This is a genomic window from Variovorax sp. FG153 (assembly GCF_057809595.1).
Genome location: NZ_JBMDKG010000009.1, coordinates 43,595 through 59,886, shown reverse-complemented (window position 1 = coordinate 59,886; position 16,292 = coordinate 43,595). Strand labels below are relative to the sequence as shown.

Annotated in this window: 16 protein-coding genes; 6 read left to right on the top strand and 10 right to left on the bottom strand. The window is 68.9% G+C overall.

Translation table 11 applies throughout. The annotated features are described in order from the left end of the window. The first annotated feature begins 107 nt into the window (after positions 1–107). Positions 108–974 carry an LOG family protein gene (locus tag ACODT0_RS12900; RefSeq protein WP_057590406.1) on the top strand — a complete coding sequence of 289 codons (867 nt, stop codon included), beginning with the start codon at positions 108–110 and terminating at the stop codon, positions 972–974. Between the two features lie 28 nt (positions 975–1,002). Here ACODT0_RS12900 and ACODT0_RS12895 read toward each other — a convergent pair whose 3' ends face one another. From ACODT0_RS12895 to pncB, 8 genes are all read right to left on the bottom strand, one after another. Next, positions 1,003–1,704, bottom strand: a complete 702-nt coding sequence (locus ACODT0_RS12895; RefSeq protein WP_489041443.1) for a TetR/AcrR family transcriptional regulator — start codon at positions 1,702–1,704, stop codon at positions 1,003–1,005. A gap of 8 nt (positions 1,705–1,712) precedes the next feature. After that, positions 1,713–2,168, bottom strand: a complete 456-nt coding sequence (locus ACODT0_RS12890; RefSeq protein WP_057590408.1) for a hypothetical protein — start codon at positions 2,166–2,168, stop codon at positions 1,713–1,715. A gap of 96 nt (positions 2,169–2,264) precedes the next feature. After that, positions 2,265–3,803, bottom strand: coding sequence for an MFS transporter (locus ACODT0_RS12885; RefSeq protein ID WP_489041442.1), 1,539 nt, complete (start codon positions 3,801–3,803; stop codon positions 2,265–2,267). A 127-nt stretch (positions 3,804–3,930) separates the two neighbouring features. Next, positions 3,931–5,109, bottom strand: a complete 1,179-nt coding sequence (locus ACODT0_RS12880) for an MFS transporter (protein ID WP_057590410.1) — start codon at positions 5,107–5,109, stop codon at positions 3,931–3,933. Next, positions 5,106–6,467, bottom strand: coding sequence for a DNA recombination protein RmuC (locus ACODT0_RS12875; protein WP_489041441.1), 1,362 nt, complete (start codon positions 6,465–6,467; stop codon positions 5,106–5,108). The genes ACODT0_RS12880 and ACODT0_RS12875 overlap by 4 nt, the downstream gene beginning before the upstream one ends. 39 nt (positions 6,468–6,506) lie before the next feature. Continuing rightward, positions 6,507–7,496, bottom strand: a complete 990-nt coding sequence (locus tag ACODT0_RS12870; RefSeq protein WP_413763969.1) for a 2-hydroxyacid dehydrogenase — start codon at positions 7,494–7,496, stop codon at positions 6,507–6,509. 12 nt (positions 7,497–7,508) lie between these two features. Further along, positions 7,509–8,918 (bottom strand): sodium:proton antiporter, encoded by a 1,410-nt coding sequence (locus ACODT0_RS12865; protein ID WP_489041440.1) that lies wholly within the window; start codon positions 8,916–8,918, stop codon positions 7,509–7,511. A gap of 52 nt (positions 8,919–8,970) precedes the next feature. Next, positions 8,971–10,191, bottom strand: coding sequence for a nicotinate phosphoribosyltransferase (gene pncB, locus ACODT0_RS12860; protein WP_057590414.1), 1,221 nt, complete (start codon positions 10,189–10,191; stop codon positions 8,971–8,973). Between the two features lie 193 nt (positions 10,192–10,384). Here pncB and ACODT0_RS12855 point away from each other — a divergent pair, with 193 nt between their 5' ends. Both ACODT0_RS12855 and ACODT0_RS12850 read left to right on the top strand, forming a co-directional pair. Next, positions 10,385–10,618 carry a CsbD family protein gene (locus ACODT0_RS12855; RefSeq protein ID WP_057590415.1) on the top strand — a complete coding sequence of 78 codons (234 nt, stop codon included), beginning with the start codon at positions 10,385–10,387 and terminating at the stop codon, positions 10,616–10,618. Between the two features lie 52 nt (positions 10,619–10,670). After that, positions 10,671–11,078, top strand: a complete 408-nt coding sequence (locus ACODT0_RS12850) for a hypothetical protein (protein ID WP_057590416.1) — start codon at positions 10,671–10,673, stop codon at positions 11,076–11,078. A gap of 58 nt (positions 11,079–11,136) precedes the next feature. On the opposite strand, the gene ACODT0_RS12845 is transcribed toward ACODT0_RS12850, so the two are convergent. Then, positions 11,137–11,592: an acyl-CoA thioesterase gene (locus ACODT0_RS12845; protein ID WP_296728265.1), complete on the bottom strand. Its 456-nt coding sequence runs from the start codon at positions 11,590–11,592 to the stop codon at positions 11,137–11,139. A 246-nt stretch (positions 11,593–11,838) separates the two neighbouring features. Between ACODT0_RS12845 and ACODT0_RS12840 the strand changes: the two genes are divergently transcribed. Further along, positions 11,839–12,393, top strand: a complete 555-nt coding sequence (locus ACODT0_RS12840) for a phasin family protein (protein WP_057590418.1) — start codon at positions 11,839–11,841, stop codon at positions 12,391–12,393. Positions 12,394–12,548: 155 nt separating this feature from the next. Then, positions 12,549–13,307 carry a 3-hydroxyacyl-CoA dehydrogenase gene (locus ACODT0_RS12835; protein ID WP_479672075.1) on the top strand — a complete coding sequence of 253 codons (759 nt, stop codon included), beginning with the start codon at positions 12,549–12,551 and terminating at the stop codon, positions 13,305–13,307. Here the strand turns inward: ACODT0_RS12835 and ACODT0_RS12830 are convergent. Further along, complete coding sequence (locus ACODT0_RS12830) at positions 13,255–14,202, bottom strand: YihY/virulence factor BrkB family protein (RefSeq protein WP_057590420.1); 948 nt, start codon at positions 14,200–14,202, stop codon at positions 13,255–13,257. The two genes, ACODT0_RS12835 and ACODT0_RS12830, sit on opposite strands and share 53 nt — an antisense overlap. Positions 14,203–14,288: 86 nt before the next feature. On the opposite strand from ACODT0_RS12830, the gene dnaG reads away from it, so the two are divergent. Beyond that, positions 14,289–16,271, top strand: a complete 1,983-nt coding sequence (dnaG, locus tag ACODT0_RS12825; RefSeq protein WP_489041439.1) for a DNA primase — start codon at positions 14,289–14,291, stop codon at positions 16,269–16,271. The last annotated feature ends 21 nt before the right edge of the window (positions 16,272–16,292 follow it).

The window sequence follows — 16,292 nt, the reverse complement described above, 5'->3', positions numbered from 1 at the left end:
CGACGCTTTCCCCGGCTGACCACCACCCGCAAGAGGCTCCGCAAGGAGCCTTTTGTCTTTGCGCACCGCCGCACGCAACGAATCCCGCGCCGCACAATCCCATTCCTATGACCAACAGCACGCACGACCTCCACGACAAGCGCCTCGCCGATGCCTGGGCCACGCTCCAGGCCCATGCCGACCATGGGCTGCCGCTCGACCCCGATCCCTCGCGCATCGCCTTCGCCGACCCCGAGTTCCTGCTGCGCCGCGAAACCCGCGGCGTGCGCATGCAGCTCGAGCTGATGAAGCCCGACATCGAGCAGCGCGCCCACGGCATCGAGAACACCATCGTGGTCTTCGGCAGCGCGCGCTTTCGCAGCGAGGAAGAAGCCGCCGCGCTGATCGCCGAGGCCGACAAGGCCGGCGACACCGCCGCGGCCGAGCGCTGGCGCCGGCTGGCGCGCAGCTCGCACTACTACGAGAAGGCGCGCACCTTCGGCAAGCTGGTCGCGCGCCACAGCGAGAACAAGGAGCCGCAGGACAAGCTCTTCATCTGCACCGGCGGCGGTCCCGGCATCATGCAGGCGGCCAACCGCGGCGCGCACGAGGCCGGCGGCCTGTCGGTCGGCCTGGCCATCGCGCTGCCGATGGAGGAGGCGGCCAATCCCTACGTCACGCCCGCGCTGAGCTTCAAGTTCCACTACTTCGCGATCCGCAAGATGCATTTCATGATGCGTGCGAAGGCGCTGGTGGCGTTCCCGGGCGGCTTCGGCACGCTCGACGAACTGTTCGAGGTGATCACGCTGGTGCAGACGCGCAAGTCGAAGCCGGTGCCGATCGTGCTGTTCGGCTCGGACTACTGGAAGCGCCTGATCGACTTCGACTTCCTGGTCGACGAAGGCGTGATCTCGCCCGGCGACGTCAGGCTCTTCGAGTACGTGGACGCGCCCGAGGACGCGTGGGACGCGATCAAGCGCTTCTACAAGCTTTGAGCCGGCGCGGGCCGCCGCGCCTCAGGAGCTAGGCGGCCTCGTCCTCATCGTCGTCGTCATCGGGCCGCAGCGCGTGCTCGAAGAAGCGCGTGAGCGCCTTGGCGCGCCGACGCCGCTCGGGGCCCGGGCCGATGGCGAGTCCCATGGCCACGGCATCGTCGGCCACGCCATGCAGCGCGTTGAACAGGATCACGGCCGTGAGCGTCGGGTCCTCGACCTCCCACACGCCGGCCGCGTCGCCATGCCTGAGCAGGCCGACCAGTTGCGTGATGACCGCGTTGTCGTTGCGCATGCGCCGGTCCTCGGGCCGGTATTCGTGGAACACCACGTCGTGCAGCGCGACGTTGTCGAGGTAGGTCGCGAGCCCGGTCTCGACCCACGCCTTGATGCGGCCATGGTGGTCCTCGGGACGGTGGCGGTCCATCGCCTCCTGCAGCCGCGCGCAGAAGCTGTCGACGAAGCGCTGCTGCAGCGCGCCCAGCAGCGCCTCCTTCGACGGGAAGTACAGGTAGAAGGTGCCCTTGGCCACCTGCGCGCCGGCCGCGATGTCGTCGATGCTGGTGGTGGCGATGCCCTTCTCGATGAACAGCCGCTCGGCCGCATCCATCAGCGCCACGGCGCGGGTTTCGGGGGCCTTGACGCGGCGGCGCGGCTCGGCCGTTTCGGGAGCCGCAGGCGGGTCCGCCGCATCGGGCGTGGAAGAAGTGGTGGTGCGGCGCCCCGTCGTCATTCGGTTCCTCAGGTTGTGGCTGCGGCGGCACGTGCCGCCGCGATGGCCGCGTTCACCGCGGCCGCGTCGAGCGCCAGGCCGCGCGGCCCCAGCACGCGCTCGCCGAGCCAGGCGATGGCCTCGTCGGTGCGCGCGAAGGTGTCGGCCGGCACGCCGAAGAGCTTCTCGACATTCATCTTGCGGATTTTCTCGTATTGATCGGGCGGCACCACGCTGGCCATTCCCATCATATGGCGCCGGATGTCGGCGCCGCGCGCCTGCAGCCACTGCTTCGCGCTCTGCGCGCTGCCTTCGGGATGCACCAGCGCGTCGGCGTCGGCGAACACGCGCAGCGAAGCAAAAGGCTCGCCACGGTCGAGCCAGCGGTTCCAGTCCTCGGTGAAGACCTGCATGTCCTCGAGGGTCTGCAAGCCCGAAGACACGCTGATGACCAGCGGCCACTGGCCGAGCTCGTGATGGATCATGGACAACTCCTTGACGACAGTCCGGGAACGAAGAACGGGAAGGCGACGCGCGGACAGGCGCAGCGGCACGCGCGCGGCGGGCATGGAACGAAGACCTCAGGCGCGGGCCGGCAGCGCGGCGGTGCGCGGCCTGACGCCGAGCAGCAGCCCGGCCGCCAGCAGGCCGGCCAGCCCGGCACAGGCCACGGCCGCATGGAAGCCGCCGGCCAGCGCACCCGACACCAGGCCATGGGCCAGCGACGGATCGAGCGCGCCGAGCGCGGCGGTGTCGTGCCGCGCCACGGCGGCCACCGCCATCTCCTGCGCGCGCGCCGCCGACAGGCCGCCGTGCTCGAGCGCGGTGGCCAGCAGCGCGGTGGCGCGGCTGCTCATCAAGGTGCCGAGCAGCGCGATGCCGATCAGCATGCCGGCCTGGCGCAGCGCATTCATCGTGGCCGAGGCCATGCCCGAGCGCTGCGCCGGCACCGAGGCGATCACCGCCGTGCTGGTGGCCGGCACCGCCAGCCCCGTGCCGGCGCCGAGCACCACGAACAGCAGTGCGAGCACCACGTAGGGCGTGTCGGCCGCCAGCAGCGTCATCGCGAGCATCGCGGCGCCGATCAGGCCGTAGCCCGCCACCATCAACGCGTGGACGCCGTGGCGCCGCGACAGCCGGCCGAACTGCGAGGACACGATGCCGGTCGCGACGAACTGCGGCACCATGCGCCAGCCGGTGTCGGTGGCCGACCAGCCCTGCACCTGCTGCAGGAACAGCGAGAAGAAGAACAGGCTCGCGTAGGCCGAGAAGCCCAGCACGAAGGACGCGAAGTTGGTGACCGAGAAGCGCGCGTCCCGGAACAGCCCCAGCGGCAGCAGCGGCCGCTGCACGCGCGCCTCCACCGCCAGGAACAGCACCAGCCCGAGCGCCGCCAGCGCCAGCGACACCGTGGTGCGCCCCGACAGCCAGCCGTGCTCGCCGGCCGCAATCAGCCCGAAGGTCAGCGCGCCCAGCCACAGCACGCTGAGCACCTGCCCGGCCGGATCGAGCGCCGCATGCTCGGGGTGCGAAGTCTCGCGGATGCCCCAGAGCCCCAGGCCCACGGTCAGCAGGCCGATCGGCAGGTTGATCAGGAAGATGCTCTGCCAGCCCGTGTGGTCCACCAGCAGGCCGCCGAGCATCGGCCCGAGGATCAGCGAGATGGCGGTGAACGAGGACCAGCCGCCGATCACGCGCGCGCGGCTCGCCGGCTCGGGAAAGGCATGGGCCAGGATCGACAGCGCGCCCGGGATCAGCAGCGCGCCCGCGATGCCCTGCACCGCGCGGCCGGCCAGCAGCGTGCTCAGGGTGCCGGCCATGGCGCACATCGCCGAGCCGATGGTGAACACCACCACGCCGGCCAGCCAGGCGCGCTTGCGGCCGTAGCGGTCGCCCAGCGGCCCGGCCGAGAGCATGAAGGCCGACAGGCACAGCGCGTAGATGTCGATCACCCACTGCAGGCCCGCGAGGTCGGTGGCGAGCGCGCGCTGCAGGGTGGGCAACGCGACGTTGACGATGCTCACGTCGAGCGTGGCGATGAAGCTGCCGAGATAGACCGCGGCGACGAGCGCGAGCCGGCGGCGCGGATCGTCGATCGCCGCCCGGGATGGGGAGTCCATGGGACCGCCTTCGGGATTCGTTGAGGAGGCGGTGATACTGACTTCAAGTCACTAACTTGTCAATCAGATGAGAATTGATCTTATTTGGATCAGGGTTTCCTGGAAGCGGCAGTGGCTTCGGGACCGTTCAGGCCCCCTCCTCCCGCACCTTCAGGCCCCAGGTCGCGCGCGCGCCGAGCGCCACCACCCCGCCCACGACCCAGAACACGCCGCCGATGCCGATCAGCGCGCCCAGCGAGCCGAACAGCATCGGCATCGCCACGCTCGAGGCATTGATGGTCATCAGCCGCAGCCCCAGCGCCTCGCCATGGCGGCTGTGCGGCGTGATCTGGTGCAGCATGCTCATCACCATCGGCTGCACCGCGCCGAGCGCGAAGCCCAGCACCACCGAACAGACGCCCATGCTCAGGGCCGAAGGCAGCAGCGGATAGACCAGGAAGACGCCAACCGTGACCAGGGTCGAAACGAAGATCACGCTGCGCTCGGAAGCGCGCGAGGCGATCGCCGGCAACACGATGCGGATGACGGCCGCCGCGATCGCGAAGGCGCCGAGGATCGAGCCGATCACCGAGGCGCTGATGCCGCGCTCGTGCCCGAGCACCGGCAGCACGAAGGCATGCACGTCCCAGCTCGAGGACTGCAGCCAGTTCACGAACAGCAGGCGGCGGAACATGGGTTCGCGCAGCAGGTCCCAGGCGCGCGTGCGCGCGGCACCGGGCGGCGGCGGCGTGGGCGGCGGCTCGTGGGCGCCGCGCGCCATCAGCCAGCACAGCACCGGCAGCAGCGCCATGGCGGCGAAGCAGACGCGGAAGGCCAGCATGTCGGCCGCCGCGCGGCCCGCATGGTCGATCAGCAGCCCGGCCAGGAACGGGCCGACGAAGTTCGCCACCGCGGGCGCGATCGCGAGCCAGCTGAACACCCGCTTGAGCTCGGTCGGCGTGGTGGCCGAGCGGCCGACGTGGCGCTGCAGCGCGATCACGGTCGCGCCGGTGGCGCCACCTGTCAGCAGCGCCGCCACGCACATGGCCGGAAAGACCGGGAACGCCCAGACCAGCCCCGCGCCCAGCGAGGCCGCGATCACCGACAGCAGCAGCGGCCGCTTGAAGCCGTGGCGGTCGGCGAAACGCCCGGCCGGCAGCGCGAGGAAGACCTGGGTCAGCGCGAACAGCGCGATCAGCACGCCGACCGCGGCCGCGCTGTAGCCCTGCTGCAGCGCCAGCAGCGGCGTGGCCAGCCGCATGCCGGCCATGGTGGCGTGGAGGCAGACCTGCGCGCCGATGACGCGCAGCAGTTCGCTGCCCTTCACGGCTTGCCGCCGGTGTCGGGGTCGGCGTCGATGCCTTCGGCGCCCGCGGCCAGCGGCGGCAGCAACGCCTGCGCCTGGCCCTCGGGCAGCGCCTCGACCTTGCGCAGCGCCAGGCGCATCTGTTTGGCGCGCGTGTCGGCCTTGTCGAGCGTGTCGGAGGCCTTGGCCACCTGTTCCTTCACGCGCTCGACCCACTCGCCATAGCGCTCGAACTCGGTCTTGACCGCGCCCAGCACCTTCCAGACCTCGGAGGCCTGGCGCTCGAGCGCCAGCGTGCGAAAGCCCATGTGCAGGCTGTTGAGCATCGCGAGCAAGGTGGTCGGCCCGGCCAAGGTCACGCGGTACTGGCGCTGGATCGCGTCCATCAGGCCCGGACGCCGCAGCACTTCGGCATAGAGGCTCTCGACCGGCAGGAAGAGGATCGCGAAATCGGTGGTGTGCGGCGCCGCGAGGTAGCTCTCGGCGATGGACCTGGCCTCGGCGCGGATGCGCGCCTCGAGCGCCTTGGCGGCGAGCTCGGCGGCACCCGCGTCGGCCTGCTCGTGGGCCTCGATCAGGCGCTCGTAGTCGTCGCGCGGAAACTTCGCGTCGATCGGCAGCCAGACCGGCGCGCCCTCGTCGCCGCGGCCCGGGAAGCGGATCGCGAAGTCCACCCGCTGCCCGCTGCGCGGCTTGGTCTCGACCTGGCGCGCGTACTGCTCGGGCGTGAGCACCTGCTCGAGCAGCGCCTCGAGCTGCACCTCGCCGAAGATGCCGCGCGTCTTCACGTTGGTCAGCACGCGCTGCAGGCTGCCGACGCCGACCGCCAGCGTCTGCATCTCGCCCAGCCCCTTGTGCACCTGCTCGAGCCGCTCGGCCACCTGCCGGAAGCTCTCGCCGAGGCGCGCCTCGAGCGTGCTCTGCAGCTTCTCGTCGACGACCTTGCGCATCTCGTCGAGCTTGGCGGCATTGCCCTGCTGCAGCTGGGTGAGCTGGCTCTCCATCGTGGCGCGCACCTCGGCGAGGCGGCGCGCGTTCGATTCGGACAGGCCCTGCAGCTGCGAGGCCAGCGTGTTCTGCAGCGCGGCGAGCTGCAGCGCGAAGGCGTCGAGCTGGGCGTTCTGCGTGCGCGTGGCCTCGGCGCCCTGCATCACCAGCGACTGCTGGAAGGTGGCGAAGGCCTGCGCCGTCTCCTGTCGCGCGCCACGCGAACTCTCGGCGATCTCGCGGCGCAGCTCGCGCTCGGTGCGCGCGTGGGCGGCGAGCAGCTCGCCATGATCGGGCGGTGGCTGCCGGCGGGCGAGCAGCCAGACGAGGAGCACGAGCTGGATGGCGGCCACGGCCGCCAGGGCGAGAAGAAGCAGATCGGTGAGTTCCAAGGGGATCGCGGGGCGCTTTCTTTCTTTTTCGTTCGGCGCTTACCTGGCGGCCACGGGCGTGACCGGCGTGACCGGCGTCAATGGGCCCTTGCCGCCGAAGAAGGCGATCAGGTTGTCGGCCGCGAGCCCGGCCATGGCCTTGCGCGTGGGCACCGTGGCGCTCGCAATGTGCGGCGTGAGCACGACGTTGGGCACGGTCAGCAGGTCGGGATGGACCTTGGGCTCGCCCTCGAACACGTCGAGCCCCGCGGCGGCGATGCGCTTGTCGCGCAGCGCCACGGCCAGCGCCGCGTCGTCGACGATGCCGCCGCGCGCGATGTTCACCAGGGTGGCGGTGGGCTTCATCAGCGCGAGTTCGGCGGCGCCGATGGTGTGGTGCGAGGCGGCCGAGTACGGCACCACCAGCACCACGTGGTCGGCGCTCTTGAGCAGCTCTTCCTTGCTCGCGTAGGTGGCCTTGCACTCGGCCTCGAGCGAGGCGTCGAGTCGCGAACGGTTGTGATAGATCACCTTCATGCCGAAGCCGTGCGCGCCGCGCTTCGCGATGCCCTGCCCGATGCGGCCCATGCCGATGATGCCCAGCGTGGCGCCGTGGATGTCGGAGCCCGCGAACATGTCGTAGCTCCACTTCTGCCACTTGCCGGCGCGCAGGAAATGCTCGCTCTCGGCGATGCGGCGCGCGGTGGCCATCAGCAGCGCGAAGCCGAAGTCGGCGGTGGTCTCGGTCAGCACGTCGGGCGCGTTGGTGCCGACCACGCCGCGCGCGGCCATCGCGTCGACGTCGAAGTTGTTGTAGCCCACGGCCATGTTGGCGCAGATCTTCAGGTCGGGGCAGGCATCGAGCAGCGCCGCGTCGATGCGCTCGCTGCCGGTGGTGAAGGCGCCCTGCTTGCCCTGCAGCTTCGCGGCGAGCTGCTCCCTGGTCCAGCTCTCGTCGGACTGGTTCGACTCGATCTCGAAATGCTGCGCCAGGCGCTCGAGGGTCTCGGGGAAGATCGCGCGGGCGACCAGGATCTTGGGCTTGCTCATGGGCTTGTCTCGCTAGCGGAAGAAGAGGAAGGTGGTGAGGACGAACAGCGGCAGCAGGATGGCCATCGACCAGGCCATGTAGCCGAAGAAGCTCGGCATGCGCACGCCGCGACTCTCGGCGATGGCCTTGACCATCAGGTTGGGCGCGTTGCCGATGTAGGTGTTGGCGCCCATGAAGACCGCGCCGGCCGAGATGGCCGCGAGCGTGGTCGCGTAGGTGGTCATCAGCGCCGCGGGATCGCCGCCCGCGGTGTTGAAGAACACCAGGTAGGTCGGCGCGTTGTCGAGGAAGGAACTGAGCGCGCCCGTGGCCCAGAAGTACATCGCCGGGTCGGGCTGGCCGTCGGGCCGCGTGACCGCCGAGACGACGGCGCCGAACGGTCCCTGCGTGCCGGCCTTGAGCATCGCGATCACCGGGATGATGGTCAGGAAGATGCCCGCGAACAGCTTGGCGACCTCGGCCATCGGGCCCCATTCGAACTGGTTGGCCTGGTGCACCGACTTCGCCGTGATCTTCAGCGAGACCAGCGTGATCGCGATCAGGCCGACATCGCGCAGCAGGCCCGGCAGGCCGACCTCGGTGCCGGCCACGTCGAAGCGCACGCCCGACTTCCAGAAGCCGCTCATGAGCACCAGCGCCACCACGCCCGCGAGCAGCCAGAAGTTGGCGGCGCCGTCGAAGCCGATGCCGGGCGTGTCGGGCGTGGGGTCGACCGGCAGGATGCCTTCCTTGCGGTAGTAGTGGCGGTCGATCAGGTAGAACAGGACCAGCAGCACGCCGAGCACGAACATCGTGTCGGGCAGGATGTTGCGCGCGGTCCAGAAGAAGTCCACGCCCTTGAGGAAGCCGAGGAACAGCGGCGGATCGCCCAGCGGCGTGAGCGAGCCGCCCACGTTCGAGACGATGAAGATGAAGAACACGACCACGTGGACCCGGTGCACGCGGTTGTCGTTGGCGCGGATCAGCGGCCGGATCAGCAGCATCGACGCGCCCGTGGTGCCCATGAAGCTCGCGAGCACCGCGCCGATCGCGAGGATGGCGGTGTTCAGGCCCGGCGCCCCGTGCAGGTTGCCGCGGATGTGGATGCCGCCGGCCACCGTGAACAGCGCGGTCAGCAGCACGATGAACGGGATGTACTCGGCCACCAGCGCATGCATGAGCTGCGTGCCCGCGAGCGCCGGGCCGTGCAGCGCCGCGAAGGGCAGCAGGAAGGCCAGCGCCCAGGCCGCGGAGACCTTGCCGTAGTGGTGGTGCCAGAAGGACGGCGCCAGCAGCGGCATCAGCGCGATCGAGAGCAGGATCCCCGCGAACGGCACGCCCCACAGCGGCGACAGCGAGCCGCCGTCGAAATCCGCGGCCAAGGCCGGCCCGGCAACGAGCAGCGGCACCATCGCCGCCACGAGACGCATCGATTTTTTCATGGGGCCGTACCGTACCAGAGCCGGGCCCCGCGGCGGACCGCGTGAACCCGCATCAGGCGGCAGGCTGCTCGATCTCGAACACCTGGCGCAGATAGGCCAGGTATTTCTCGTCCTCGCACATGTTCTTCGACGGGGTGTCCGAGAGCTTGGCGACCGGCTGGTCGTTGCAGCGGATCATCTTGATCACGATCTGCAGCGGCTCGTAGCCCAGGTCGTTGGTGAGGTTGGTGCCGATGCCGAAGGCCAGCTGGCAGCGGCCGCGGAACTGCTGGTAGAGCTCGATGGTGCGCGGCACCGTGAGGCCGTCGCTGAAGATCAGCGTCTTGGTGCGCGGGTCGACGCGGTTCGCGAGGTAGTGCGCGATCATGCGCTCGCCCCAGTGGAACGGATCGCCGCTGTCGTGGCGCGCGCCGTCGAAGAGCTTGCAGAAGTACAGGTCGAAGTCGCGCAGGAAGGCGCTCATGCCGTAGACGTCGGACAACGCGATGCCCAGGTCGCCGCGGTACTCGCGCGCCCAGCTCTCGAAACCGAAGATCTGGCTGTCGCGCAGCCGCGGGCCCAGCGCCTGGCAGGCCTGCAGGTATTCGTGCGCCATGGTGCCCAGCGGGATCAGGCCCAGCTTCATCGCGTAGAGCACGTTGCTGGTGCCCGCGAGCTGCGGCAGCCGGCCGCCGGGCTGCGAGGCCGAGGGTGGCGAGGTCACGGCGCCCAGGCGCGCGTTGAGGGTGCGCAGCACTTCCTCGTGCCAGTCCTTCGAGAAGCGGCGGCGCGTGCCGTAGTCGGCGATCTTGAGGTCGCCGAGGCCGGCTTCCTGCAGCTGGGCGATCTTGGTCTCGAGGCGGCGGCGGCCCTCGTCAAGGTCGGGGCGCTTCTGCGTGTTGCGGAAATAGACCTCGTTGACGATCGCCAGCACCGGGATCTCGAACAGGATGGTGTGCAGCCACGGGCCCTGGATGCGGATCTCGAGTTCGCCCGAGGGCTGGGGAATGATGTTGATGTACTTCTCGTTGAGCCGGAACAGGCCGAGGAAGTCGATGAAGTCGCTCTTGATGAAGCGCATCGAGCGCAGGTAGGCCAGCTCGGCATCGCGGAACTGCAGCGAGCAGAGGCTGCGCACCTCCTCGCGGATCTGGCTCGCGAACTGCGCGAGGTCCACGCCGGGGTTGCGGCACTTGAAGCGGTACTCGACGCGCGCCCCCGGGAAGTGATGCAGCACGACCTGCATCATGGTGAACTTGTAGAGGTCGGTGTCGAGCAGGCTGTGAATGATCATGGTGCGGCGCGCGTTGTCTCTCTGTCGTCCCGGCCCGGAGTTTTCGCGGGCATCGCTCGATTATCACGGCCCCCGTCGGCCTGTGCCTACGGACCCTGCCCAGCACGTCCTACCGCTGGGGTGAATGCGCCTGGAGACAGTGTTTTCACGGCGGCGAAATGACCCGCCGAATCAACCTCTCAAGGAGATTCGCATGAACAAGGACACCATCGAAGGCAACTGGAAGCAGCTCAAGGGCAAGGTCAAGGAGCAATGGGGCAAGCTGACCGACGACGACTTCGACGTCATCGCCGGCAAGCGCGACCAGCTGCTGGGCCGCATCCAGGAACGCCACGGCATCAGCCGCGACGAGGCCGAGAAGCAGGTCAAGGACTGGGAATCGCGCGACGGCCGCACGCCCGACGCGCTCTGGTTCGAACGCTACTGACGGGTGTCCTGACGCCCCCCCTCCCTCATCCATCGACCAGGAGAACTCCAAAATGAAGAAACATCTGCTCATGCTCGCGCTCGCCTCCACCTGCTTCGTCGCCACCCAGGCCGGCGCCCAGATGAACAAGGACGAGCACAAGGTCGCCAAGGAAAAGATCGAGGCCGACTACAAGGTCGCCAAGACCCAGTGCGACACGCTGAAGGACAACGCCAAGGACGTCTGCCAGAAGGAAGCCAAGGGCAAGGAGAACGTTGCCAAGGCCGAGCTCGAGCAGCAGTTCAAGCCCAGCGACAGCAACGCGCGCAAGGTGGCCGAGGAAAAGGTGAAGGCCACCTATGAAGTCGCGAAGGAAAAGTGCGACGACCAGACCGGCGATGCCAAGTCCGCCTGCGTGAAGCAGGCCAAGGCCGACGAGGACAAGGGCAAGGCCGACATCAAGGCGATGGCCAAGAAGTAAGCCGCGTCTCCGACCTCGCAACGACGGCGCCCCCAGGGGCGCCGTTTCTCTTGGGGGCTCAGGCCCGCAGCGAATCGACCACGCGCTGCAGCGCATCGGGCAGCGGCACCGGCCGCTGGGTCGTGCGGTCGACGTAGACATGCACGAAATGCCCCTGGGCCGCCGCGGTGTCGGCACCCTGCGCGAACAGGCCGACCTCGTAGCGCACGCTGGACCGCCCGGCCTGCGCCACGCGGATGCCGGCCTCCACGGTCTGCGGGAAGGCCAGCGGCGCGAAGTAGTTGCACTGGGTCTCGACCACGAAGCCGATGGTCGAGCCCTGGTGGATGTCGAGGGCGCCGCGCTCGATCAGCAGCGCATTCACCGCCGTATCGAACCAGCTGTAGTAGACGACGTTGTTGACGTGGCCGTACATGTCGTTGTCCATCCAGCGCGTGGGAATGCTGCGGAAGACGGGGTAGCTGGCGCGCGGCTGCGGCACGGGCTTGGGGCTGGGAGAGGCGGGCGTCGTCATCGCGCGAGATTCTGCCAGCGGCCTTGGCCGGCTCCAGGCGACTGCGCGACACCCATGGTCGCCATCGGCTTTCAAGGGCGGCCGGCCTGTTTTAGAAAGCCTCTTCTAAATTGCTGCAAAGCAACAAAAACCTCTTGCCCGGAGATTTCAGCTGCCTATACTTGAGCCCATGCTGCACCGCAACAAAGACGACGAGGCGCAGCGCAACGTGAATAGACCAACCATCATCCCTTCCGGAGATTCCAAATGGCCCTGACCGCTGACCAGATCCTCGCCGCCCAAAAAGCCAACCTCGAAACCCTGTTCGGCCTGACCACCAAGGCTTTCGAAGGCGTCGAGAAGCTCGTCGAACTCAACGTGACCGCCTCCAAGGCCGCCCTGTCCGAAGCCGCCACCACCGCCCAGGCCGCCCTGAGCGTGAAGGACGCGCAAGAACTGCTGACGCTGCAAGCCAGCCTGTTCCAGCCCCTGGCCGAGAAGACCGCCGCCTACAGCCGTCACCTGTACGAAATCGCCCAAGGCACCGGCGCCGAATTCACCAAGGCCTTCGAATCGAAGGCCAGCGAAGCCCAGCAAGCCTTCGTCGGCCTGGTCGACAGCGCTTCGAAGAATGCCCCCGCCGGTTCGGAAACCGCCGTCGCCGTGCTGAAGAGCGCCGTCGCCGCCGCCAACAACGCTTTCGAATCGGTGCAAAAGGCCGTCAAGCAAGCGTCGGACGTCGCCGAAGCCAACTTCAACGCCGTGTCCACGCAAGCCGTCGCCGCTGCCAAGACCGCGACCGCTTCGTCGCGCAAGCGCTAAGCCGCCGACCACCACCAGTTGTCTCCTTGGGTCCTCACGGATCCAATTCAGGGCCTCGTCTTCGGACGGGGCCTTTTTTTATGCGCGCGCCGAAACCGCCTCACGCCGGGCCGTCTTCGATAATGCAGGGCTTTTCTTCCTCAGGAGACTCCTACATGCAGATCGACGGCAAGGTTTTCATCGTGACCGGTGGCGCTTCGGGCCTCGGCGAAGGCGCGGCGCGCATGCTAGCCGGCAACGGCGCCAAGGTCGTCATCGCCGACATGCAGGCCGACAAGGGCGAAGCCGTCGCGCGCGACATCGGCGGCGTGTTCGTGAAGTGCGACGTGAGCCAGGAGGCCGACGGCCAGTCCGCCGTGGCGGCCGCGTTGCAGCTCGGCAAGCTCGTCGGCCTGATCAACTGCGCCGGCATCGCGCCGGCCGAGAAGACCGTGGGCAAGAACGGCCCGCACGCGCTGGCGGTGTTCAGCAAGACCGTCACGGTCAACCTGATCGGCAGCTTCAACATGATCCGGCTGGCCGCCGACGCGATGAGCAAGAACGAGCCCGAAGCCACGGGCGAACGCGGCGTGCTGATCTCGACCGCCTCGGTCGCGGCCTACGACGGCCAGATCGGCCAGGCCGCCTACAGCGCCTCGAAGGGTGGCGTGGTCGGCATGACGCTGCCGATCGCACGCGACCTGGCGCGCAACGGCATCCGCAACATGACGATCGCCCCCGGCATCTTCGGCACGCCGATGCTGTTCGGCATGCCGCAGGAAGTGCAGGACGCACTCGCCGCCAGCGTGCCCTTCCCCTCGCGCCTGGGCACCCCGGCCGACTACGCGAAGCTCGCCAAGCACATCATCGAGAACGACATGCTCAACGGCGAGGTGATCCGGCTGGACGGAGCGATTCGACTCCCTCCCCGCTGACCGAGGACGGCCGCACGCGGGTGCTGCCGGTGCGGTCCAGGCGCTCGTAGTTCGCGATCACCTGGGCGCCCAGCAGCACCAGCGTGGCCGCGATCTCCAGGCTCAGCAGCACCACGATCGCCGTGGTCAGCGAGCCGTAGACGACGTTCACCTGCGACAGCGTCGAGAAATACCAGATCAGGATCCGCCGCGTGGCCTCCCACAGCAGCGCGGCGGTGATGCCGCCCAGCAACGCATGGCGCAGCGACATGCGCCCGGCCGGCATCACGAGGTAGAGCGAGGTCAGCATGAAGATCTCGCCGCCCAGCCCCAGCAGGTACAGGAGCAGCCCCGACACGCCGGACAGCGACCAGCTGCGCCCGAGCAGGTCGACGCTCTCCTGCCCCACGAGCTGCAGCGCGCCCGACACCAGCGTGACCAGCAGCAGCCCCACGCACAGGCACAGGATGTAGACGTAGGGCATGGCCACCGACACCAGGAAATGGCGTTTGTGGTCGGCCTTGCGGTGATGGAAGATCACCGCCATCGCGCTCTCGAGCACGCTGAAGGCCAGCGAGCTGAAGAAGATCATCGTCACCAGCAGCACCGGCCCGAGCACGTCGCGGTGGTCCAGGAAGCTCGACAGCTCGGCCACGATGGCCTTCGACTGCCCCGGCAGCAGCCATTCGAGGTAGCGGCCGATGGTGCGCAGCAGCTCGGCCTGGTCGATCACATGCGACAGCGCGATCACGCTGACGATCAAGAGCGGCACGATCGACAGCAGCGCGTAATAGGCCACGGCACCGGCCAGCAGCAACCCCTGGTTGGCGCGGAATTCTTTCAGGGCCTCCCAGCCGAAGCGCAGCGGGTGGCGCAGCAGCGGGGCGGCGTGTTTCAGCGGATTGAGCGTCGTCATGCGGGCGGGATGGTCGGTCGCCGCCAGTATGCCGCCGGGTCGCGGGGGACCCGCGGCTTGCGTATGATTTGCCGCTCCCCGCCTACATGACCATCCCCGCTTCATTCATCCAGGAACTCATCGCGCGCGCCGACGTGGTGGAAATCGTCGGCCGCTACGTGCAGCTCAAGAAGGCCGGCGCCAATTTCATGGGGCTGTGCCCCTTCCACGGTGAGAAGTCGCCCTCCTTCTCGGTCAGCCCGACCAAGCAGTTCTATCACTGCTTCGGCTGCGGCGCCCACGGCAACGCCATCGGTTTCCTCATGGAGCACGCCGGCATGGGCTTCGTGGAGGCCGTGCACGACCTCGCCGGCCAGTACGGCCTGCAGGTGCCCGAGGACGACGCCTCGCCGGCCGAACGCGCCCGCGCCGCCAGCCAGCGCCAGAAGCAGGCCACGCTGACCGACGTGCTCGAGAAGGCCGGCGACGCCTTCCGCAAGCACCTGCGCCAGGCGCCCGGCGCCATCGACTACCTGAAGGGCCGCGGCGTCTCGGGCGAGATCGCCAAGCAGTTCGGCATCGGCTATGCGCCGCCGGGCTGGCGCACGCTCGCGGGCGTGTTTCCCGACTACGAGGACCCGCTGCTGGCCGAGAGCGGCCTGGTGATCGTCAACACCGAGGACGGCCAGGTCGAGGCCAGCGAGGCCAAGCGCTACGACCGCTTCCGTGACCGGGTGATGTTCCCGATCCGCAACGTCAAGGGCGAATGCATCGGCTTCGGCGGCCGGGTGCTCGGCGACGAGAAGCCCAAGTACCTGAATTCGCCCGAAACGCCCGTCTTCAGCAAGGGCCGCGAGCTCTACGGTCTCTACGAGGCCCGCGCCGCCTTCCGCGACCGCGGCTACGCGCTGGTGACCGAGGGCTACATGGACGTGGTGGCGCTGGCGCAGCTCGGCTTTCCGAACGCGGTGGCCACGCTGGGCACGGCCTGCACCACCGAGCATGTGCAGAAGCTGTTCCGCTTCACCGAATCGGTGGTATTCAGCTTCGACGGCGACGCCGCCGGCCGCCGCGCGGCGCGCAAGGCGCTCGACGGCGCCATGCCCTATGCCACCGACACGCGCAGCATCAAGTTCCTGTTCCTGCCGGCCGAGCACGATCCCGACAGCTTCATCCGCGAGTTCGGCGCCGAGGCCTTCGCTCGCTTCGTGCAGGAGGCCACGCCGCTGTCGCGCTTCATGATCGAGGCCGCGCGCGAGGGCTGCGACCTCGGCACCGCCGAGGGCCGCGCCCACATGAGCAGCAACGTGCGCCCGCTGTGGAGCGCGCTGCCCGACGGCGCGCTCAAGCGACAGCTGCTGAGCGAGATCGCCACGCTGGTGCAGCTCGACGCGGCCGCGCTGTCGGACCTCTGGGCCACGGCGGCGGCACCGCGCGGCGGCGGCGCCTCGCGCCAGGCCGAGCGCAGCCAGGAGCGCCCGCCCGACGACGACGGCTACTTCCCCGAACCGCCGGTCTACGAAGAGCGCGAGCGTTACTACGAAAACGATAGCAAGAAGCGGCCGTTCAACAAGCGTTTCGGCCGCAAGGAGCCGCCGCGCGAACCGATGCGCGGGCGCAGCCAGCCGCTGAGCCGGCCCGACATCGCGGTGCGGCTGCTGCTCGCCAACATGGCGCAGTGGGAACCGCTGTCGCACGAGGTGCACCTGATGCTGTGCGAGCTGCCGGGGCTGCACGGCGCGCTCTTTACCTGGCTCGACAGCCAGCTGCACGAGCACGGCGCCCAGTCGTGGGCCGCGCTGCGCGAGGGCCTGCGCGGCCAGGAATTCGAGGCGCTGGCCGACAAGCTGATGACGGCCGCGGAAGGCGGCCCGCCCGTCGATCCGGAGGCCAGCGAGAGCGACCTGCAGGCCGAGGCGGCCCGCGAGCTCGGCAGCGTGCTCGACTTCATGCTCGACGACCGTCTCAAGTTCCAGCAGAGCGAGGCCATCGCGGCCGTCGGCAAGGATCCGCGGGCGCTCGAGCGCTACAAGGCGCTCGAGGCGCGGCGGCTCGAGCTGCGCGCCCGCATGCGCCCCAAGACGGTGTGATTGCTTGAAATTTGCGCAAGA